18 protein-coding genes are annotated in these 20,774 nt (G+C 65.1%); 1 reads left to right on the plus strand and 17 read right to left on the minus strand.

Annotated elements, in window-relative coordinates; all coding sequences use genetic code 11:
* Positions 1-43: 43 nt before the first annotated feature.
* From ACEWQZ_RS01345 to secA, 3 genes are read right to left on the minus strand one after another with little or no spacing between them, the layout of a single operon-like run.
* On the minus strand, positions 44-745 hold the full coding sequence (locus ACEWQZ_RS01345; protein WP_476481271.1) for a 4'-phosphopantetheinyl transferase family protein: 702 nt from the start codon (positions 743-745) through the stop codon (positions 44-46).
* Complete coding sequence (locus ACEWQZ_RS01350) at positions 742-1,716, minus strand: Nudix family hydrolase (protein WP_476481272.1); 975 nt, start codon at positions 1,714-1,716, stop codon at positions 742-744. Before ACEWQZ_RS01350 ends, ACEWQZ_RS01345 begins: the two co-directional genes overlap by 4 nt.
* A gap of 16 nt (positions 1,717-1,732) precedes the next feature.
* A complete protein-coding gene (gene secA / locus ACEWQZ_RS01355; RefSeq protein ID WP_476481273.1) occupies positions 1,733-4,456 on the minus strand; it encodes a preprotein translocase subunit SecA in 2,724 nt (907 codons plus the stop codon).
* 141 nt (positions 4,457-4,597) lie between these two features.
* Here secA and ACEWQZ_RS01360 point away from each other — a divergent pair, with 141 nt between their 5' ends.
* Entirely contained in the window at positions 4,598-4,912 is a 315-nt protein-coding gene (locus ACEWQZ_RS01360) for a DciA family protein (protein ID WP_476481274.1), read from the plus strand.
* A gap of 89 nt (positions 4,913-5,001) precedes the next feature.
* On the opposite strand, the gene lpxC is transcribed toward ACEWQZ_RS01360, so the two are convergent.
* From lpxC to rsmH, 14 genes are all read right to left on the minus strand, one after another.
* Positions 5,002-5,916: a UDP-3-O-acyl-N-acetylglucosamine deacetylase gene (lpxC, locus tag ACEWQZ_RS01365; protein WP_476481275.1), complete on the minus strand. Its 915-nt coding sequence runs from the start codon at positions 5,914-5,916 to the stop codon at positions 5,002-5,004.
* Between the two features lie 221 nt (positions 5,917-6,137).
* Positions 6,138-7,313 carry a cell division protein FtsZ gene (ftsZ, locus tag ACEWQZ_RS01370; protein WP_476481276.1) on the minus strand — a complete coding sequence of 392 codons (1,176 nt, stop codon included), beginning with the start codon at positions 7,311-7,313 and terminating at the stop codon, positions 6,138-6,140.
* A 144-nt stretch (positions 7,314-7,457) separates the two neighbouring features.
* Positions 7,458-8,687 carry a cell division protein FtsA gene (gene ftsA, locus ACEWQZ_RS01375; RefSeq protein ID WP_476481277.1) on the minus strand — a complete coding sequence of 410 codons (1,230 nt, stop codon included), beginning with the start codon at positions 8,685-8,687 and terminating at the stop codon, positions 7,458-7,460.
* Complete coding sequence (locus ACEWQZ_RS01380; RefSeq protein WP_476481278.1) at positions 8,680-9,417, minus strand: cell division protein FtsQ/DivIB; 738 nt, start codon at positions 9,415-9,417, stop codon at positions 8,680-8,682. Before ACEWQZ_RS01380 ends, ftsA begins: the two co-directional genes overlap by 8 nt.
* A complete protein-coding gene (locus ACEWQZ_RS01385; protein WP_476481279.1) occupies positions 9,414-10,343 on the minus strand; it encodes a D-alanine--D-alanine ligase in 930 nt (309 codons plus the stop codon). The genes ACEWQZ_RS01380 and ACEWQZ_RS01385 overlap by 4 nt, the downstream gene beginning before the upstream one ends.
* The gene (murC, locus tag ACEWQZ_RS01390; RefSeq protein ID WP_476481280.1) at positions 10,340-11,767 is read right to left on the minus strand and encodes a UDP-N-acetylmuramate--L-alanine ligase; all 1,428 of its coding nucleotides are present in this window, start codon (positions 11,765-11,767) and stop codon (positions 10,340-10,342) included. Before murC ends, ACEWQZ_RS01385 begins: the two co-directional genes overlap by 4 nt.
* Positions 11,764-12,825: an undecaprenyldiphospho-muramoylpentapeptide beta-N-acetylglucosaminyltransferase gene (gene murG / locus ACEWQZ_RS01395; protein ID WP_476481281.1), complete on the minus strand. Its 1,062-nt coding sequence runs from the start codon at positions 12,823-12,825 to the stop codon at positions 11,764-11,766. The genes murC and murG overlap by 4 nt, the downstream gene beginning before the upstream one ends.
* On the minus strand, positions 12,822-14,003 hold the full coding sequence (gene ftsW, locus ACEWQZ_RS01400) for a putative lipid II flippase FtsW (RefSeq protein ID WP_476481282.1): 1,182 nt from the start codon (positions 14,001-14,003) through the stop codon (positions 12,822-12,824). The genes murG and ftsW overlap by 4 nt, the downstream gene beginning before the upstream one ends.
* A gap of 5 nt (positions 14,004-14,008) precedes the next feature.
* Positions 14,009-15,085, minus strand: coding sequence for a phospho-N-acetylmuramoyl-pentapeptide-transferase (gene mraY / locus ACEWQZ_RS01405; protein ID WP_476481283.1), 1,077 nt, complete (start codon positions 15,083-15,085; stop codon positions 14,009-14,011).
* A complete protein-coding gene (locus tag ACEWQZ_RS01410; protein ID WP_476481284.1) occupies positions 15,079-16,422 on the minus strand; it encodes a UDP-N-acetylmuramoyl-tripeptide--D-alanyl-D-alanine ligase in 1,344 nt (447 codons plus the stop codon). Before ACEWQZ_RS01410 ends, mraY begins: the two co-directional genes overlap by 7 nt.
* Entirely contained in the window at positions 16,419-17,876 is a 1,458-nt protein-coding gene (locus ACEWQZ_RS01415) for a UDP-N-acetylmuramoyl-L-alanyl-D-glutamate--2,6-diaminopimelate ligase (protein WP_476481285.1), read from the minus strand. Before ACEWQZ_RS01415 ends, ACEWQZ_RS01410 begins: the two co-directional genes overlap by 4 nt.
* Positions 17,869-19,566: a peptidoglycan D,D-transpeptidase FtsI family protein gene (locus tag ACEWQZ_RS01420; RefSeq protein WP_476481286.1), complete on the minus strand. Its 1,698-nt coding sequence runs from the start codon at positions 19,564-19,566 to the stop codon at positions 17,869-17,871. Before ACEWQZ_RS01420 ends, ACEWQZ_RS01415 begins: the two co-directional genes overlap by 8 nt.
* Entirely contained in the window at positions 19,563-19,829 is a 267-nt protein-coding gene (ftsL, locus tag ACEWQZ_RS01425; RefSeq protein ID WP_476481287.1) for a cell division protein FtsL, read from the minus strand. The genes ACEWQZ_RS01420 and ftsL overlap by 4 nt, the downstream gene beginning before the upstream one ends.
* Entirely contained in the window at positions 19,826-20,770 is a 945-nt protein-coding gene (rsmH, locus tag ACEWQZ_RS01430; protein WP_476481288.1) for a 16S rRNA (cytosine(1402)-N(4))-methyltransferase RsmH, read from the minus strand. The genes ftsL and rsmH overlap by 4 nt, the downstream gene beginning before the upstream one ends.
* Positions 20,771-20,774: the final 4 nt, after the last annotated feature.

The raw sequence follows: 20,774 nt of genomic DNA on the forward strand, positions 1-20,774 counted from the left end.
TGAATGTTGCACGCAATGACATGCGTGCGCCGCCAGGTTCGACTCAGGCGCCAATACGGCGCACGCGCGGGCGCAACGCGCCCTGCGCCGCTGCCAGGTGCCCAATCAGGCCATCGGGCATGGCCAGACTGGCCAGCGTCATGCGTTCGGCACCATCCCAGTCAGCCGGCAGCTGCCGGACTCTGGGCGGCTGCCAGTCCAGCGCCATTTCGCCCAGGCAACCGGCCAGGCCGCAGCCGCGCGCCTTGACCAGAGCCTCACGCGCAGTCCATTGCTCGAGAAACTGCCGCGATCGAAACGGCTCGTCCAGGCCGCTGATCCAGTCGGCCTCTTCCGGCGACAGAAAACGGCGGCTCAGCAGCGCCGCTCTTGGCAGGCGGCGCGCGGCTTCCAGATCGACACCAACAGCCACCGCGTCGGCAACCGCCAGCACCAGCCAGTCACCGGAATGGGAAACATTGAACTGCAGGCGACTGCCGGCCAGATCACCGCCCAGCATGGGTTTGCCGCGGTCGCTTCGAACCAGCTTGATCGATTTGCCCGGCCGGTCGAGATACGCCGCCAGCAGCAAGCGCAGGAAAAACCGCTGCTGGATCCGCTGGCGCATGACCTGATCGCGCCGACTGCTCCCGCGCGGCCCCATGTCGAGCGGCATTTCGCTCAGCCGGGTCAGCCAGACATCGGCCTCCCCGGTGGCGGGCATGGGCTGCGAGCGGATCGGCAGCGAAACGGTTTCGATACTCATTTTGCGCCCTTGAATTCAAAGCAGCCGGCGACGCCGAAACCACCGTGCTCGCGTGCGCGACCCAAATCGTCCGGACCGACACCACCGTGAGCATAAACCGGCAGCGGAGAGAAACTGACCAGCTGCGCAAAGCCGTCCCAGCCCAGGGCGCCGGTACCACCGGATGGGTCTGCGGTATTTACCGGCGCAAGCGTCACGAAATCGGCGGCAATGCGCCCGGCATGCGCAAGCTGTGCCACGTTGCCACAGGATGCGGCCACCAGCAGGCGCTCCGGCAACGGGCGGGTCTTGAGCTGCAGCAATCGCTCGGGGCCGAGATGAACACCGTCGGCTCTCAGCATGTGGGCCTGCTCGACCGAGGTGTCGACCAACCAGCGTGCGCCAACGCGGTGGACCATTGCGCCAAAGTCGCGGGCCAGCAGCTCGAACTCCGCTTCGGCAAGCGACCACGTGCGCAGCAGAAACAGGCGCCCGCCGGCGGCCAGCGCCCTGCGGGTCCAGTCGAGTATGGCTTCAGGCCCGCCAACGTCGGCAGGATCCGGCGCGGTGGCATAGCAGGGATCAAGAGTGAGTGCCCGAACGATCGGTCGATCGGCGGCCGGCATCTGCAGCTGGCGCATGGCCTCAGGCGCCACCCATTGCAGTGCCTGACCCTCGCGACCGCGTGGCTCACCGCGCCAGTCTTCGACGCTGAAAAGCCACAGGCGAACGCTCAGCTCGGGATAGGCGTGGGTCAGTGACAGCCAGGGTCGGAGGGTGTCGACCGTGATCCCCAGCTCTTCATCCAGTTCCCGGCGCAGAGCCTGCTCGCGGGATTCGTCAGCCTCCCACTTGCCGCCGGGAAACTCCCAGCTGCCGGCCAGGTGCTTGCCGGGAAGCCGCTGGCCCAGCAAGACGGCCCCGCGGTGATCACGCAGCACGCCGGCAACGACATGAATCAGCGGCGAGGAAGCGTCCGCCTCGGGATTCATGCCTGCACCAGGTGCTTCAGCTCAGCTTGCCGTGGCAATGCTTGTATTTTTTGCCTGAACCACAGGGACAGGGCTCGTTGCGCCCTACCTTGCGGCCCTCACGCACGAAGGTGTCGGGTTTGCTTGGGCCCTGACCCTGCTGGCCAGCAGCGGCGGCGGCATCACCGGAGGTCGCCGACTGCGCCTCGGCATGCTGGAACTGCATCGGCGCTTCGCGTCGGCGCTGCTGATCCACCGCCTCGACGTCTTCTTCGCTGCGCACCCGCACTCGCGCCAGGCCTTTCATCACCTCGTGCTTCATGTTGTCGAGCATCTCGGTGAACATCTCGAAGCCTTCGCGCTTGTACTCCTGCTGAGGCTTCTTCTGCGCAAAGCTGCGCAGGCCCACGCTGCGGCGCAGATAGTCCATGCTGGCGAGATGTTCCTTCCACTGCTGGTCGAGAATCGACAGCATCAGCGCCTGTTCGAACTGGCGCATGACCTCGGAGCCGACCAGATCTTCCTTGGCCTGGTAATGCGCATCGACCGCGGCCACGATCTTCTCTCGCAGGCCCTCCTCGGCCAGCTCGTCGTCTTCATCCAGCCATTGCCGGATGGGCACTTCGATTCCGAACTCGCCTTCCAGGGCACGCTGCAGGCCGTCGATGTCCCACATCTCGTCGATCGAGCCCGGCGGCACGAACTGGCTGATGAGTCGATCAAACACCTCCTCACGGATGGCGTCGATGGTGTCCTTGATGTCCTCGGCTTCCATCAGCTCGTTGCGCTGGGTGTAGATCACGCGCCGCTGGTCGTTGGCAACGTCGTCATATTCGAGCAGGTGCTTGCGCATGTCGAAGTTGTGCGCTTCGACCTTGCGCTGGGCATTCTCGATCGCACGATTGACCCACGGGTGCTCGATGGCCTCGCCGTCGCGCATGCCCAGCTTCTGCATCATGGTGCTCATGCGCTCGGAGGCGAAGATGCGCATCAGCGGATCTTCGAGGGCCAGATAGAAGCGGCTCGAGCCGGGGTCGCCCTGGCGGCCGGCACGGCCGCGCAATTGATTGTCGACGCGCCGCGATTCGTGGCGCTCGGTGCCGATGATGTGCAGCCCGCCGGCCTCGAGCACCTGATCGTGGCGCTGCTGCCAGTTTTCCCGGGCCTTGCGGCGCTGCTCTTCGCTGGCGTCCTCGCCGAGATCGCGCAGTTCAGCCTCGAGATTGCCGCCCAGCACGATGTCGGTACCGCGGCCGGCCATATTGGTGGCGATGGTCACATTGCCGATATCGCCGGCCCGCTCGATGATGTTGGCCTCGCGCTCGTGCTGTTTGGCGTTGAGCACCTCGTGCTTGATGCCGGCGCGCTTGAGCTCCCGGGAGATCAGCTCGGAGTTCTCGATCGAGGTGGTGCCCACCAGCACCGGCTGGCCATTGGTGGCGCGCTCCTTGATGTCGTCGACAATCGCGTCGAACTTCTCCTGCCGGGTCAGAAACACCAGGTCTGCGTGGTCCTTGCGGACCATCGGCTTGTTGGTGGGTATCACCACCACTTCCAGACCGTAGATCGACTGCAGCTCGTAGGCTTCGGTGTCGGCCGTGCCGGTCATCCCCGAAAGCTTGTCATAGAGCCGGAAGAAGTTCTGGAAGGTGATCGAGGCCAACGTCTGGTTTTCACGCTGGATGGGCACCCCTTCCTTGGCCTCCACGGCCTGGTGCAACCCCTCTGACCAGCGCCGCCCGTGCAGGGTGCGCCCGGTGAATTCATCGACGATGACGACCTCGCCGTCGCTGACGATATAGTCGGTGTCCTTGTAATACAGATGATGCGCGCGCAACGAAGCATTGAGCGTGTGCATCAACCCCAGATTGACCGAATCGTAAAGACTGGCCCCGGATTCGATCATTCCGGCCTCGGAGAGCAAGTCCTCGACCTTGGCCATGCCCTCTTCGGTGAGATAGACCTGCTTGGTCTTCTCGTCGATGGAGAAGTCGCCGGGCCCGTCCTCTTCTTCCTGCGGCTGCAGGCTGGGCACGATGCTGTTCATGCGCACGTAGATCTCCGGGCCCTCATCGGTCGGGCCGGAAATGATCAGCGGTGTGCGCGCCTCGTCGATCAGGATGGAGTCGACCTCGTCGACGATGGCGAAGTGGCGACCACGCTGGACCCGTTGTTCCAGTGAAAAGGCCATGTTGTCGCGCAGATAATCGAAGCCGAACTCATTGTTGGTGCCGTAGGTCACATCGGCGTTGTAGGCTTCCCGCTTGCTGTCCGGGCTCATCCCGGGTATCGATACCCCCACGCTGAGATCCAGCGCCTGATAGAGCGGTTCCATCCACTCCGCGTCGCGGCCGGCAAGATAGTCGTTGACCGTCACCACGTGCACGCCCTGGTCGGGAATCGCGTTGAGATAGACCGCCAGAGTGGCCACCAGAGTCTTGCCCTCACCGGTCTTCATCTCGGCAATCTTGCCCTGATGCAGCACCATGCCGCCGATGAGCTGCACGTCGTAATGGCGCATGCCCAGCGTTCTTACCGCGGCTTCGCGCACGGCGGCAAAGGCCTCGGGCAGCAGTTTGTCCAGACTTTCACCCTCGCCGTGGCGCTGGCGGAACTCGGCCGTTTTGGCCTTGAGTTCGGCGTCGCTGAGCTGCTGGAACTCGGGCTCGAAGGCGTTGATCGCTTCGACGTCCTTGTAGAGGGCCTTGATCAGCCGTTCGTTACGGCTGCCCACGACTCTGGTGATCAGGGATTTGAGCATGAAACGTCCGTTGCTTGAGATTGGGCTCTTGCGAGATGACTAAATTGGGGTCGGCACCGCGGGGGTGCAAGCACAAGCTCGACATTGTAGCGCCACCGGGCGTTAAACTGCACCAGCCTGGCAACAGTGGAGTCTTGAAACATGACCGGACGCGGCCGCAAGGAGCGCGCTGTCGAAGAGGTCACCGATTCGCACGGGGGGCTGCAGCGCCTGCTGCAGACGGCTCGCGCGCTGGACCGGCTCGATGCCGATCTGCGCCAGGTGCTGCCCGGCAGCATGCGCGAGCACATCGGCCTGGCCTGTATCGAAGGCGAAACCCTGATTCTGGCCGCTACCAGCCCGGCCTGGGCAAGCCGTGCCCGGCTGATGGCCGATGACCTGCTCAGGGAAGCCAACCGCCGGCTTGATCAGCGACTGACGGGCACAAGGGTCATCGTGGTGCCGCAGCTTCGCTGAACCCCAATCAGCAGTTTCCAGTTGCCGGGCAGGTACCCGACTGGGCCCTGGGCGCCCGCTCTACATCCAGACGGCCGGCCCGCCCCGTCTCAGACCGCCTGCGCCGGCTGCACGTAAGAAATCGGCGCATGCCCATCGTCCTCGAAGGTCACCTCTTCCCAGGCCGTTTCGTCGGCCAGCACCTGGCGGACAAGCTGGTTATTGAGCTCGTGGCCGGACTTGTGGCCGAAAAAGGCGCCGATGGGGTTACGGTTGAGAAGGTAGAGATCACCGATGGCGTCGAGCACCTTGTGCTTGACGAACTCGTCTTCGTAGCGCAGCCCGTTCTCGTTGAGCACGCGATAGTCGTCAAGCACAACCGCGTTGTCGAGGCTGCCGCCAAGCACCAGGTTACGCTGGCGCAGGTATTCGATATCGCGCATGAAGCCAAAGGTACGCGCGCGTGCCACCTCCTTGAGGTAGGACGTCGTGGAGAACTCCACGTCGGCCTTGCACGAGTGCGAGCGAATCACCGGGTGGTCGAACTCGATGGCAAAATTGACGCGGAAGCCTTCGTGCGGCTCGAAGCGCGCCCAGCGGTCCTCGTCACGTACCTCGACGGCCTTCTTGATGCGGATGAAGCGCTTGGGCGCGCTCTGCTCGGCAATGCCGGCAGACTGGATCAGAAAGGCAAATGGCCCGGCGCTGCCGTCCATGATCGGCACTTCCGGCGCGCTGAGGTCGACATAGAGGTTGTCGATACCCAGACCCGCCAGGGCCGACATCAGGTGCTCGATTGTCGCGACCCGCACTCCTTCGTCGTTGATCAGCGTGGTCGACAGGGCGGTGTCGCGCACAAGATGGGGCTCGGCCTTGATTTCCGTGACCGGGTCAAGATCGACGCGACGAAAGACGATGCCGCGGTTGGCCGGTGCCGGCCGCAAGGTCATGAGCACCTTCTCGCCGGTGTGCAGGCCCACGCCGGTGGCGCGGATGACGTTCTTTAGCGTTCTCTGGCAGATCACTGCATTACCGATTGCTGGTAGACGCCGCGGAGCATAGCACAGGAGGTTGTCGTAAAAAAGCAATTTTTCGTGAAAATCACCACACCTGTTGCCAAAAAGCCACAAACACAGCTTTTGCCAGGCAATATCAGCCGGCTACGGGCTTCGTGGCGAGTCGAAGCCCATTGCCGGCTGATTCGTGGCCGCTTCGTCAGCGAAACCACCGCAGCACGTGGCCGACCTCAATCGGCCTGGTTGCGCAGAAATGCGGGAATATCGAGATAGTCCATCTCCTTCTGCTCACCGAACAGGCGGCGGCTTTCTCCGGAAGCCGCGGCGTCTTCCGGACGTGGATTGCCGGGCTGTACGCGATCGGGCTCTTCGGTCGCCGTGAACGCCGGGTGGTTATCGGTACCGGTGCGGACGACTTGCATCGGCCGCTCCTCGCGCTTTGGGCGCTGGGAGCCCAGGCCGGTCGCCACAACGGTCACGCGCAACTCCTCGTTCATGTCCGGGTCGATGACCGTGCCGATCACCACCGTGGCGTCTTCGCTGGCCAGGTCGGCAACCGTGGTACCCACCTCCTCGAATTCCTTCATGCTCAGGTTCATGCCGGCGGTGACGTTGACCAGAATGCCGCAGGCGCCGTTGAGGTCGATGTCTTCGAGCAGGGGCGAACCGATGGCCGACTGTGCCGCCATCAGGGCGCGGTCTTCGCCCTTGGCCGTGCCGGCGCCCATCATTGCCATGCCCATCTCGCTCATCACCGTGCGCACATCGGCGAAGTCGACGTTGATCAGGCCCGGGCGGGTGATCAGCTCGGCAATACCCTGCACCGCCCCGGAGAGCACCTGATTGGCCGACTTGAAGGCGTCGAGCAAGGTGACCTCCGCGCCGAGCACGCTCAACAGCTTGCCGTTGGGAATGGTGATCAGCGAGTCGACGTGGTGCGACAGCTCATCGATACCCTGCTGGGCGACGGCGCTGCGGCGCTGACCTTCGAAGGGGAAGGGCTTGGTCACCACCGCGACGGTGAGTATTCCCATTTCCTTGGCGGTCTGAGCCACCACCGGCGCCGCTCCGGTGCCGGTGCCGCCGCCCATGCCGGCGGTGATGAACACCATGTCGCAGCCTTCAAGCATTTCGCTGATGCGATCGCGGTCCTCGAGCGCGGCCTGCCGCCCGACTTCCGGATTGGCGCCGGCACCCAGACCCTTGGTGACGCCGGTGCCGATCTGCAGCGTGGTCTTGCCGGAAAAGTTCTGCAGCGCCTGAGAGTCGGTATTGACGCAGATGAACTCCACGCCCTCAATGGCCGACTCCACCATCTGATTGACGGCGTTGCCGCCGCCTCCGCCGATTCCGACGACCTTGATGGTCGCTCCAGGTGTATAGTTTTCGATCAATTCAAAAGGCATATCGGTTTCTCCTTTCGCTCGCCATTCGATCAACAAATCCGGTTGTTCCGGATAACGCATTCAAAAGGGATGGCGACACGCGTCTTCTTGCAGGACGCTTTGTGCCGCTCCCGTTCCTTGCCCGAGGCACATCGCTTGCGGGCATCAAAACTCCCCTTGAAACCAGTTCTTGATGCGGTTCCAGAGGCTTTCTCCGCCGCGCGCCAGTCCAGTGCGACGCGGCGACTCCACATGGCTGCCGTAGATCAACAGACCCACGCCGGTGGCGTGAATCTGGTTGTTGACCACTTCCGACAGCCCCGAAACATGCTGCGGCGCGCCGAGACGCACCGGCATGTGCAGAATTTCTTCGGCCAGCTCGACGACACCCTCCATCTTCGATCCGCCGCCGGTCAGCACCAGGCCTGCCGGGATCATCGATTCGAAGCCGGACTGGCGCAGCTGCTTTTGCACGTGGTGAAACAGCTCGCGGTAGCGCGCTTCGACCACCTGAGCCAGGGTCTGACGTTCAAGGCGGCGCGGCGCGCGGTCGCCGACGCTGGGTACCTGGATGGTTTCATCGGAGCCCGCCATCTGCTCCAGGGCACAGGCATATTTGATCTTGATTTCCTCGGCGTGCACGGTCGGAGTGCGCAAGGCCACGGCAATGTCGTTGGTCACCAGGTCGCCGGCAATCGGAATGCAGGCGGTATGGCGGATGGCGCCCTCGGTAAACACGGCGATGTCGGTCGTACCGGCGCCGATATCGACCAGACCGATCCCCAGGTCCTTTTCATCTTCGCTGAGCACCGCATGGCTGGAAGCCAGCTGCTGCAGAATGAGATCATCGACCTGCAGGCCGCAGCGGGCCACGCATTTGGTGACGTTCTGGACCGCGCTGACAGCAGCGGTGACCAGATGCACCCGCGCCTCCAGACGCACACCCGACATGCCGACCGGCTGGCGGATGCCGTCGGTGGAGTCGATCACGTATTCCTGCGGCAGCACGTGCAGGATGTTCTGATCGGCCGGAATGGCCACCGCGCGGGCCGACTCCAGCACGCGTTCGACGTCGCCGTCGGTGACCTCCTTGTCGCGGATGGCCACGGCGCCGTGCGAGTTGAGCGAGCTGATGTGGCTGCCGGCGATGCCGGCAAATACCGAATGAATCTGACAGTCGGCCATCAGCTCGGCCTCCTCGATGGCACGCTGAATGGACTGCTCGGTCGACTCGATATCCACCACCACGCCGCGCTTGAGCCCGCGTGAGGGATGCGAGCCGAGGCTGACCACCTCGACCTGCCCGTCCGACTGCACCTCGCCGACAATCGCGACAATCTTGCTCGTGCCGATATCCAGCCCGACCACCAGTGATTTGTCCGGCCGCTTAGCCATGACTCGTTTGCTCTCCCGCGGAATCTTCGTCGTTGTCTTCGATCACATCGACCCAGCGCACGGCCAGGCCGTTGGTGTAGCGCATGTCGACCATCCGGATCGGTCGCTCGAGGTCGAAAAGCGCCGGCTGCGCGCTGATGTAGCGCTGCAGACGCAGGTCGACATGCTCCCGGCCGAGCACCAGTACCAGGCCGTTGTCGAGCCGCAGCCGCCAGGCGCCACGTTCGTCGACCGTCAGCTCGGCGACATCGCGCCCGATCTGCCCCAGCTGGCTGCGAAAGGCCTGCCAGCGCTCGAGCACCTCGTCGGCGCGCGTCTCCGGCCCGCGCAGGCGCGCCAGCCCCTGCATGCTTTCGCTGCCACTGACAGCGAAGACTTCGCCGCGCTGGCTCAGCAGACGGTCGTCATTCCAGCGCGCGATCGGGCGATGCTCGACAATGTCGATCAACAAAGCGTCGGGCCACTGGCGGCTGACTTCCGAGCGCGCGACCCAGGGCAGCGACTCGACCCGTTCGCGTATGTTATCCAGGTCCGCAGCGAAAAAGCCCTGGCCGGCCTCGTCGGCCACGGCCGCGCGAATCTGGCTGGCGCTGGTGCGCGTCAGCTCACCGGCCACGTCCAGCCAGCGAATCGGCCACTGCTCGCCGCCAATCAGCCCCGAGCGCAGCCACAGCGCCGCAAGCAGGGTCACACCGACCAGCACGGCGCTTGCCAGCCACACCGGTCTCATCGTGCGCTCAGGCTGGTTTCCAGAATCCGCCATACCAGCTCCTCAAAATCGATTCCGTCCGCTTTTGCGGCCATGGGCATGAGCGAATGATCCGTCATGCCCGGCGTGGTGTTGACCTCCAGCAGCCACGGCTGCCCTGATTCATCCATCATCACGTCGACCCGCCCCCAGCCCGAGGTGCCCAGCACCTGGAACGCCTGCAGACAAACGCCGGCAAGGCTGGATTCGGTGTCTGCATCCAGGCCGCAGGGGCACAGATACCGGGTGTCGCCGGTCTCGTACTTGGCCTGATAGTCGTAGAACTCGCGCGGCGTTGTCAGCCGGATCAACGGCAGCACGCGATCATTCAGGATCGCGGCGGTGTATTCAGAACCGCCGATCATTCGTTCGACCAGCACCGTGGTGTCGTAAGACAGGGCTTTTTCCAGCGCCGGAGCCAGCTCGTCGGGCTCGAGCACGCGGCTCATGCCCAGGCTCGAGCCCTCGCGCGCCGGCTTGACAAACAGCGGCGGCGGCAACGTTTCGAGAATTGCCGCGGCGTCTTCGACAGCATGCGCCACGCGCCATTCGGGTGTGGGCAGTCCGCAGGCGGCGAAAACCCGCTTGCTCTGCAGCTTGTCCATGCTCAGTGCTGAGGCCAGCACGCCCGAACCGGTAACCGGCACGCCGTAGATGCGCAGCGCGCCCTGGAGCATGCCGTCCTCGCCGCCGCGACCATGCAGCAGGTTGAACACGCGGTCGTAATGGCCGGCCGCCACGTGCTCCAGCAGCCGCCGCGCGCCGTCGACCACGCTGAACTGGATGCCGAGTTTCTCCAGGGCGGCGGCTACGGCCCGACCACCGCGCAGCGAGACTTCGCGCTCGCCGCTGTCGCCGCCCACCACCAGGGCCACCTGTCCGAACTTGCGCGGGTCGCCCAGGTTCATGCCGCCTCCTGCGCATAACGCCGGCGCAACAGCTCGCCCAGACGGCCGACATCGCCGGCACCGGTCACCAGCAGCAGATCGCCGTCTTCAAGCAACTGCGGCAGCACATCGACCGCCTCGTCAACCGCGCCCACGCGCAGCTGCGGTATCTCGCGGCGCCGCTTGACCGCCCGCGCCAGCGCGTCCGAATCGATGCCGGCCAGCGCTTCCTCGCCGGCCGAATACAGATCCGCCAGCACCAGCGAATCGGCGCTGGCAAGCACTCTGACAAAGTCGTCGAACTGATCCCGGGTGCGGGTATAGCGATGGGGCTGGAAGAACAGCACCAGGCGACGATCCGGCCAGCCTTCGCGCGCGGCCTCGATCACGGCTTCCAGCTCGGTCGGGTGATGCCCGTAATCCTCGAAGGCGAGCACGCGGCGACCGTGTACTTCAAGCGCGCCGATTTCGGCAAACCTTCGGCCGATGCCACCAAAGCCTTGCAGGCCGCGCACGATGACCTCCGGTGCGATGCCGATTTCGCTGGCCACGGCAGCCGCGCCAAGGGCGTTGAGTACGTTGTGGCGCCCGGGCTGTGCAAGGCTGACGGCGCGAGCGCTTTCCTGGCCAGGCAGCCACAGATCGAAGTGCATGGTTCGCCCCTGCTGGCGCAACCGACTGGCACGCACGTCCGCGCGCTCGTCGAACCCGTAGGTCACGACGGCGCGTCCGACTTCGGGAATCAGCTCGGCAACGTGCGCGTCGTCGATGCAGAGCACGGCGACGCCGAAAAACGGCAGATGGTGCAGAAAATCGAGAAACGCGCGCTGCAGCTGGTCGAAACTGCCCTGATAGGCATCCAGATGATCACGGTCGATATTGGTCACCACCGAGATCACCGGCTGCAATTTCAGAAACGATCCGTCGGACTCGTCGGCCTCGGCGACCAGATAACGACCCTCGCCCAACCGGGCGCCCGTTCCGAAAGCGTTGACCAGCCCGCCGACGATGAAAGTCGGGTCCAGGCCGGCCTCGGCCAGCAAGGTGGCCAGCAATGAGGTCGTGGTTGTCTTGCCGTGGGTTCCAGCCACGGCAATGCCCTGGCGAAAGCGCATCAGTTCGCCCAGCATCTCGGCGCGGGCAATGACCGGAACCCGCCGCTCGCGGGCAGCCATCACCTCGGGGTTGTCCTCGGGGACAGCGCCGGACACCACCACCACATCGGCATCACCCAGATGATCAGCGGCGTGGCCGATGTGGACCTCGGCACCATGCGCGCGCAATCGCGACAGGTTGGCCGACGTCTGCAGGTCGGATCCGCTTACCAGAAAGCCCAGGTTGATCAGCACCTCGGCGATGCCGCTCATGCCGGCACCACCGATGCCCACCAGGTGTATCCGGCGCGTGCGATGCATCAGATGCTCAGCCTGCGTTCGCGCGGTCATGCCGCCACCTCCAGGCAGGCGCTGGCCACCGCCTCGGCCGCGGCGCCTCGCGCCAGGCTCCGTGCATTGCGCGAGCGCGCCAGCAGCTGTGCGCGGCTGGCCTCGCCCAGGAACTCGACCAGCCAGTCGGCGTCAAGCTCGTGGTCGCGCCGCAACCAGGCCGCATCCGCGTCCACCAGATAGCGGGCATTGCGGTATTGATGATCATCCACGGCGTGGGGAAACGGCACCAGCAAGGCCGCCAGCCCGGCGGCGGCCAGCTCGGCCACGGTCAGCGCCCCGGCGCGGCAGATGGCCAGATCGGCCTCGCCCCAGGCGCCGGCCATATCGTCAATGAATTCGACCACCTCGGCCTGCACTCCCGCCTGGCGGTACGCTCGGCGAGCATGCTCGAGCTGGCGACCGGCCTGATGCAGTACCCGCGGTCGCCGCGACTCAGGCAAGCGCGCCAGCGCCTGCGGCAACACTTCGGCAAATACGCGCGCGCCCAGGCTGCCGCCGACGACCACCAAGCGCAACGGGCCTTGCCGCTGCGCGAAGCGGCGCTCGGGATCGGGCAGCTCGGAGATCTCGCGACGGACCGGATTGCCCACGTGCTGCGCGCGCGCAAGCGTATCGGGAAAGCCGGTCATCACGCGCTGTGCCAGCGGCCGCAGCCAGCGATTGGTCAGGCCGGCAATCGCGTTTTGTTCATGGATCACCAGCGGCACGCCCTGCAGGCGCGCAGCCAGGCCACCGGGCCCGGCCACATAGCCACCCATGCTCAGCACGCAGTCAGGCCGCTGCTTGCGAATCAGGCGTCGGGCCTGACTCATGGCCTTGAGTACGCGCCAGGGCGCAGCCAGCCAGCCGGCAAGACCGCGACCGCGCAGGCCGCTGATCGTGATTCGCTCGAGGGCAAGCCCAGCGGCCGGCACCAGCCGGTTTTCCAGCCCCGAAGGCGTACCCAGCCAGCTCACCCGGGCACCCCGCTCACGCAGCACCGCGGCGACCGCCAGGCCGGGAAAGATGTGGCCGCCGGTGCCCGCCGCCATGATCATCACGCGCGGCTGACTCATGCCTGCCACTCCCGGCGCCGGCGCGGTTGCCGGCGCGCCTCCAGGCTCAGCTCGCTGTGGACCTTGAGCACCACGCCGATGGCCACCAGGGTCATGATCAGACTGCTGCCGCCGGCGGAAATCAGCGGCAGCGTCAGGCCCTTGGTTGGCAACATGCCGAGGTTCACGCCCATGCTCACCAGCGCTTGCATGCCGATCCACAGGCCGATACCCCACACCAGAAAGGCCGAAAAGGGTCGCTCCTGGCGCTGCGCCTGCGCGCCGATCAGAAAGATGCGCCCCACCAGCAGGGCAAACAAGCCAAGCACGAAAACGATACCGACGAGGCCGAGCTCTTCGGCCAGCACCGCGAAGATGAAATCGGTATGCGCCTCGGGCAGGTAGTAAAGCTTTTGCACGCTTTCGCCCAGACCAACGCCGTTGATCTGGCCCCGCCCCACGGCAATCAGCGCCTGGGTCAGCTGAAACCCGGTGTTGAATGGATCGGCCCAGGGATCAACGAAAGTCATCACGCGTTTGAGGCGATAAGGCTCGAGGGCAGCAAATGTCAGCAGCGGCACGCTGCCCAACCCGAGCACGAACAGATGCTTCCAGGCAGCGCCCGCCAGCCAGATCATGCCGCCGACGATGGCTCCCAGAACCACGGCCGAGCCCATGTCGGGCTGCTTGAGCAGCATGGCTGCCAGCAGCCCCACCAGCAGCAAAGGCTTGAGCGTTTCCAGAAACTTGCCCCGCCCCAGCTCCGGGCGCTTGGCGAGGTAGCCGGCCACGAACATGATCATCAGCAGCTTGACCGCTTCGACCACCTGAAAATTCGACACGCCCAGGTTGATCCAGCGCGTGGAGCCGTTGACCTCATGGCCCAGCCCCGGAACAAACGGCAGCAGAAGCAACACCACCGACAAAGGAAAGGCCAACGGCGCGAGCTGCTGCATCCGGCGCGTGCCGATGGTGGCCACAACGGCAGCAAATGTCAGGCCCAGAATGATGAAGATCATGTGCTTGGCAAGAAAATGCCAGACCGATACCGAATAGCTGTCGGCCACGGCAATCGAGGTGGATGCCACCATGATCACGCCCACCACCAGCAGTCCGATCGTCGACAGAACGACCACCTTGTCGACATCGGTCGGAGGCGTGACATCGGTTGCGCGATATGCTTGTCTGACATGTGCCATCGCAATCACCTGATCTTCATCGTGGCCAGGCCCGCCAGAACGAGCATGACGGAGATGATCCAGAAACGCACGATCACTTTCGGCTCGGGCCAGCCCTTGAGCTCGAAGTGATGATGAATCGGGGCCATGCGGAAGAGCCGGCGCCCGGTCAGCTTGAAGGAAGCGACCTGCAGAATGACCGACAAGGTCTCGATGACGAAAATACCGGCCATGACGAAAAACACGATCTCCTGGCGCACGGCCACGGCAACGACACCCAGCGCAGCACCCACGGCCAGGGCACCGACATCGCCCATGAATACCTGAGCCGGATACGTGTTGAACCACAGAAACCCGAGCCCGCCACCGGCCAGCGCCGCGCAGAAGATCGCCAGCTCGCCGACGCCGGGAATATAGGGCAGGGCCAGATAATCGGCAAAAACGGTGTGCCCGGTGGCGTAGGCAAATATCCCCAGCCCCACCGCCACGAACACCGCCGGCATGATGGCCAGGCCGTCGAGACCGTCGGTGAGGTTGACGGCATTCGACGAGCCGACGATCACGAAATAGCTCAGGGCGATAAAGCCCAACCCCAGCGGCACGGCAACATCCTTGAAGAAGGGCACGAACAGCTGCGTATTGGCCGGCACATCGGCGCTGAGATAGAGAAACATCGCCACCAGCAGGGCCGTCAGCGACTGCAGACTGTACTTCCAGCGCGCCGACAGACCGTCACTGCTCTTGTACTTGAGCTTGCGCCAGTCATCGACGAAGCCGATGGCGCCGAAGGCCGCGGTCACCAGCAGCACCATCCAGACATAGCGATTGGCCAGGTCGGCCCACAGCAGCGTCGAAAGCAGCAACGCCACCAGCACCAGCGTGCCGCCCATCGTCGGTGTACCCGCCTTGGTCAGATGCGACTCGGGCCCGAGCTCGCGAATGGGCTGACCAATCTGGCGCTCGGTCATGTGGCGAATGAACAAGGGGCCCACGACCAGCGACACAACCATCGCCGTGAGCGCGGCCATGATGGTTCTGAAAGTGATGTAGCCAAACAGCGCAACGTCGGCCATCAAAACGTAATCGAGCAGCCAGGTCAGCATGCAATCTCCCCCTCCAGCAACAGCTCAACAATGCGCTCCATGCTCATCGAGCGCGACCCCTTGATCAGGCAGACCACGCCGGGCCGGAGCTGCGCGGCCAGCGATTCGAACAATGCCTCGTGACCCTCGAAGTGCTGCGCCCGACCCTCGAATTCGGAAGAGCTGATCGCGGCCAGCTCACCGATGGTGAACAGGCGGCTGATGCCCAGATCATGCGCCGTACGGGCGATATCGGCATGCAGGCGCTCACCATCGGGGCCCAGCTCGCCCATGTCACCCAGCACCAGCCAGCGTTCCTCTGCCTCCATTTCAGCCAGCACCTGCAGGCCGGCAAGGAGTGAGCCCGGGTTGGCGTTGTAGCTGTCATCAAGAAGCTGCCAGCCCTGCCGGTGGCGGAGAAGCTGCAAGCGCCCGGGTACCGGCTCGATGGTCGACAGCGACTCGGCGATGGCGGCGAGCGCCACGCCTCGCGCGACGGCCACCGCGGTCGCGGCGAGCGCGTTGCAGAAATTGTGCCGGCCCGGCAGCCTCGGCTCGAAACGAAAGTCGCCGGCCGGTGTATTGACCAGGCCGGTACCGTGCGCGAGCACGCCGGAGACATTGGCTGCGCCGCTCATGCCGAAACTGATGATGCGCCGATCGCCGACCAGCTCGCGCCACAGCGGAGCGAATGCATCGTCGGCATTGATCACTGCGATGCCGTCGGCAGGCAGGGCAGAAAACAGTTCACCCTTGGTCCGGGCCACCCCTTCGATACTGCCCAGCCCCTCGAGATGCGCCGGCCCGGCATTGGTGACCACGGCGACGTCGGGCCGGGCCATTTCAGCCAGGATGGCAATGTCGCCCGGCTGATTGGCACCCATTTCGATCACCGCGTGATGGTGCGATGCGTCGAGGCGCGCCAGCGTCAGCGGCACGCCCAGTTCGTTGTTGTAGTTGCCGCGCGTGGCCAGTACCGGGCCCTGGCGACCAAGCATGGCAGCCAGCATTTCCTTGACCGTGGTCTTGCCGTTGCTGCCGGTAATGCCGATCACGCCGACATCCAGCCTTTCACGCCAGGCCCGGGCAAGCCGCGCCATGGCCCGAGGCACGTGTTCGACCAGCAGCTGCGGCAGGCTGGCGCCGATGTCGCGACTGACCAGCGCAGCCGCCGCACCCGCCTGTCGAGCCTGATCCAGAAAGGCATGCCCGTCATGACGTTCGCCTTGCAGCGCACAGAACATCTGGCCGGCCTCGAGCTGCCGGGTGTCGTGGATCATGCCCTGGACTTCGACGTTGTCGCCAAGGACCCGGCCGTGGGCAATGGCCGCCATCTCCTCGAGAGTGAAGCGCATCATGCCGCCACCCCCAGCGCCTGGCGGACGCTGTCGTGGTCATCGCAGGGCAGGCGTTCATCGCCGATGACCTGCTCGGTTTCGTGGCCCTTGCCCGCCACCAGCACGACGTCGCCGGCCTGCCCCTGGCCAAGCGCGTGGGCAATGGCACCGGCGCGATCGCGAATCACGGTCGAGTGCTGCGGTCGCGCCATGCCGGCCTGAATATCGCGAATGATGGCCAGACCATCCTCGTTGCGCGGATTGTCGTCGGTCAGCACGATGTGATCGGCCAGGCGCTCGGCAAGACGCCCCATCTTCGGTCGCTTGGCGCGATCTCGATCGCCACCGCAGCCAAAAACGCACCACAAGCTGCCCTTGGCCAGCTCGCGCGCGCTCACAAGCGCGTTGTCCAGAGCATCGGGCGTGTGCGCATAGTCAATCAGCGCCAGCGGGTGGCCCGATCGTCCGATCGGCTCCATGCGCCCGGGCACCGGCTTGAGCGCCGCCAGCTTTTCGCTGATCGCTGCAGCACCGTGTCCGCGCGCGGCCAGCTCGGCGGCCACGATCAGGAGATTCCACAGATTGAGGCGACCGACAAGCCGTGAGCGGGCGACAAGGCGGGTACTCTCCAGCTGGAAATCGGCTTCCAGGCCGCTGGCATCGGCGCGCAGCAACTTCGCCCGCGCGCAGCCGGCGGCACCATTCGACAGCGAATAGCCGATCACCCGACCATCTGCGGCCAGCCGATCAGCCAGTGAGCGCCCGAAATCGTCGTCCAGGTTGATCAACTGGCGTTCGCTGCGATAGGCAGTAAACAATCGCGTCTTGGCCGCCGCATAAGCCGCCAGGTCGGCGTGGTAGTCCAGGTGGTCATGGCCCAGGCAGGTAAGAATCGTGGTGGTGAACTTCAGGCCTTCGAGCCGGCCCTGATCGAGCGCATGAGAGGACGCCTCCAGCACCACGCTTCGGATGCCCCGCGCCGCCAGCGCGGCCAGCTGGCGGTAAACGCTGAAAATATCCGGCGTGGTCAGGCTGGCGGCTCGCAGCTGCCCGGGCCGGCCCCAGCCCAGCGTGCCGATCATGGCGCCGTCCAGCGCCTGGGCCAGCAGCCAGGCGACCGAGCTCTTGCCGTTGGTGCCGGTCACCGCGACCAGATCGAGCCCCTCGATACGCTCACCCCAGCAGCGGCGCGCCAGCTCGGGCAGATGCGCGGGCAGCTCGGGCAGCTGCGCAACCGGCAACTCCACGCCTGGCGGTACCGCCATGCGGCCATCATGCACGACGGCGACGGCCCCGCGCTCGCGGGCCTGCTGCAAAAACCGCAGGCCGTGGCCGGACGCGCCCCCGAGGGCAACGAACACGTCGCCGGGTTCGAGTACCCGGGAATCCAGGCACAGACCGTTGACCGCAGGATTCCCGCGCGGCAGTGACTCGGCCAGGCCGTCCAGGAGCCGGTGGAGCGAGAGCTCAATCATGCGCTTCCTCCACCCGGGCCATCAGCAGACCGGGATCATCGGGCGGCACGTTGAACAGGCGCAGACCCGCAGCCATCACATCGGCAAACAGTGGCGCGGCAACCTGACCACCATAATAATGATCGCCGGAGGGATCGTTGATGACGACAACTGCCGCCAGTTTCGGATCGGATACTGGCGCAAACCCGGCAAAGCTGGCTACGTAGCGATCACCATAGCCACCGGCTGCCGCCTTGCGCGATGTGCCGGTCTTTCCGGCCACCCGATAACCTTCAACACGGCCGGCCCGGCCGGTGCCCTCGGGACCGGTCACGGTTTCGAGCATGTGCGTCAGCTCGCGAGCCAGGTTGGGGTCGAGCACCGAGTGCGGCGGATTGTTGGCGTCGGCGATGAAAGTCGGCTGGCGAAGTCGCCCCTCGTCGGCAATCGCGGCCATGGCCCGGGCCAGCTGCAGGGGCGTGACCGAAAGGCCGTAGCCGTAGGCCAGCGTGGCCTGTTCGAGCTTGCGCCAGCGCTCATAGTCACGCAGCACTCCGGCCGACTCGCCGGGAAAACCGGTACCGGCCACGGCGCCGAACCCGAAGCGTGAGTACATGCTCCAAAGGTGACGGGCGTCCATCGACAGCACCAGCTGCACCACGCCGACGTTGGAGGACTTGGTCAGGATCCGCTCGACCGTCAGATCACCATAGTCGCGCACGTCGCGAATGTCGTGGCCCGACACGGTGATCACGCCCGGCGAGGTATCGACGACCATCCCGGGGCTGGCGACCCCGGCTTCAAGTGCTGCAGCCACGGCGAAGGGTTTCATCACCGAGCCCGGCTCGAGCACGTCGGTCAGCGCGCGATTGCGCAGGCCTTCGGACGGATGGCGAGCGCTTGCATTGGGGTTGTAGGAGGGGTAGTTGACCATGGCGAGAATCTCGCCGCTGTCGACATCCAGCACCACGACCGAGCCGGAACGCGCCTCGAACTCCATGACCTGGGACTTGAGATCCCGGAAGGCGAGATACTGCAGACGCCGGTCGATGGTCAGCTTCAGATCCCGCCCGGGACTGGCCTCGCGAATCAGATCGACGTTCTGCACGGTGCGACCGAAGCGGTCCTTGATCACGCGCTTGGCCCCGGGCTGCCCCTGAAGCCAGTCGTTGTAGCCCAGCTCCAGCCCCTCCTGGCCGATATCATCGATGTTGGTAAAGCCCAGCACCTGGGCGCTGACTTCACCGGTGGGATAGAAGCGCCGATACTCGCGCTGCAGGAACACGCCGGGAATGGCCAGCTCACGGATCTTTTCAGCCAGATCCGGATTGATCTGACGGCGCAGCCAGACGAACTCGCGGCCGGCGCGCTGGGTCAGGCGTCGCTCCATGTTCTCGGCGTTGGCGTCGAGCAGGCTGGCCAGACGTGGAATCTGATCGGCTGCCTGGAGCAGCTCGCCCGGGTGTGCCCAGACCGACTCGACCGGCGTCGATACGGCCAGCGGCTCGCCGTTGCGATCCAGAATACTGCCGCGAACCGTTGGAATGGATACCTCGCGCAGATAGCGGGCTTCCCCCTGGCTCTGCAGAAACTCGGTTTCCATCACCTGCAGATTGACTGCGCGTGCCACCACCGTCACCGCCGCAAGCAGCATCAGCCCGGCCGTGATCCACACTCTTGTCGTGCTGGAGCTGGCTGACTTGTCGCTCATGGCGAGGTCACCAGAATGCGGACGTTTTCAGGGGTGGCCATGTCGAGCTGCTCACGTGCCTGACTTTCGACTCTTCCGGCATCACCCAGCCAGGCCTGCTCGAGCTGCAGCCGGCTCCATTCAACACGTGCCGCATCGCGTGCGGTTTCGGCGTTCTGCAGGGCAACAAACAGCTGACGCGACTCGTGGCGCAGCACGACCACGCCGATCGCACTGCCCAGTACGGCTGCAGTCAACACCAGCACCAGCAGCCAGCGAATCATGTTGCCTCCCCGGCGGTCTTTTCGGCCACACGCATACGCGAACTGCGAGCGCGTGGGTTGCGTTCGGCTTCGCTCTCGTCGGCCTGAACCATCGAGCCGACCAGCCTCAGCTGGGGGACAAACGCCGGCGCCACCGGCAGACGACGACTGGCCGGCGGCGGCTTGGCGGCCCTGGCAAAGCGGCGCTTGACCAGCCGATCCTCCAGCGAGTGGAAGCTGATGACCACCAGGCGCCCGCCGGGCGCGAGCGCCGCAATGGCGTCGTCGAGCGCCTGTTCGAGCGCGCCGAGCTCGTCGTTGATGAAGATCCGCAGCGCCTGAAAGGTGCGCGTGGCAGGGTGCCGGGGCGAAGGCGGCCCGGGCACGGCCTCGCTGACGATTGCCGCCAGCTGTGCGGTCCGCTCGATGGCCTCGTGCTCGCGCCGTCTGACAATCGCGCGGGCAATACGGCGGGCAAAGCGCTCTTCGCCGTACTCCTTGATGACCCGGGCGATTTCCGTCTCGCCGGCCCGCGCCAGCCACGCGGCCACCGGCTCACCGCTGTCGGGGTCCATGCGCATGTCCAGCGGGCCATCGTGTTGAAAGCTGAAGCCTCGTGCGGGATCATCGAGCTGCGGGGAGGAAACACCGACATCGAGCAGCAGGCCATCGACCCGCCCGCCCAGGTCAAGCGCGTCGATGACAGCTCCGATCTCGGCGAAGTTTGCGCGGCGGATCGTCACTCGAGTATCGTCGGCGTATTTCTCGCGCGCGTCGGCTATCGCCTGTGGGTCGCGGTCAGTCAGCACCAGTCGCCCTTCCTCGCCGAGCAGCTCCAACAGCGCCGCGCTGTGGCCGCCGCGGCCGTATGTGGCGTCGACATAGATGCCATCGGAACGCACCTGCAATGCATCGAGAGCCGGCCCTTGCAGCACCGGTATATGTTGATGTCTGATTGCCATCGGC

It is taken from the genome of Wenzhouxiangella sp. YN1 (genome assembly GCF_056324145.1).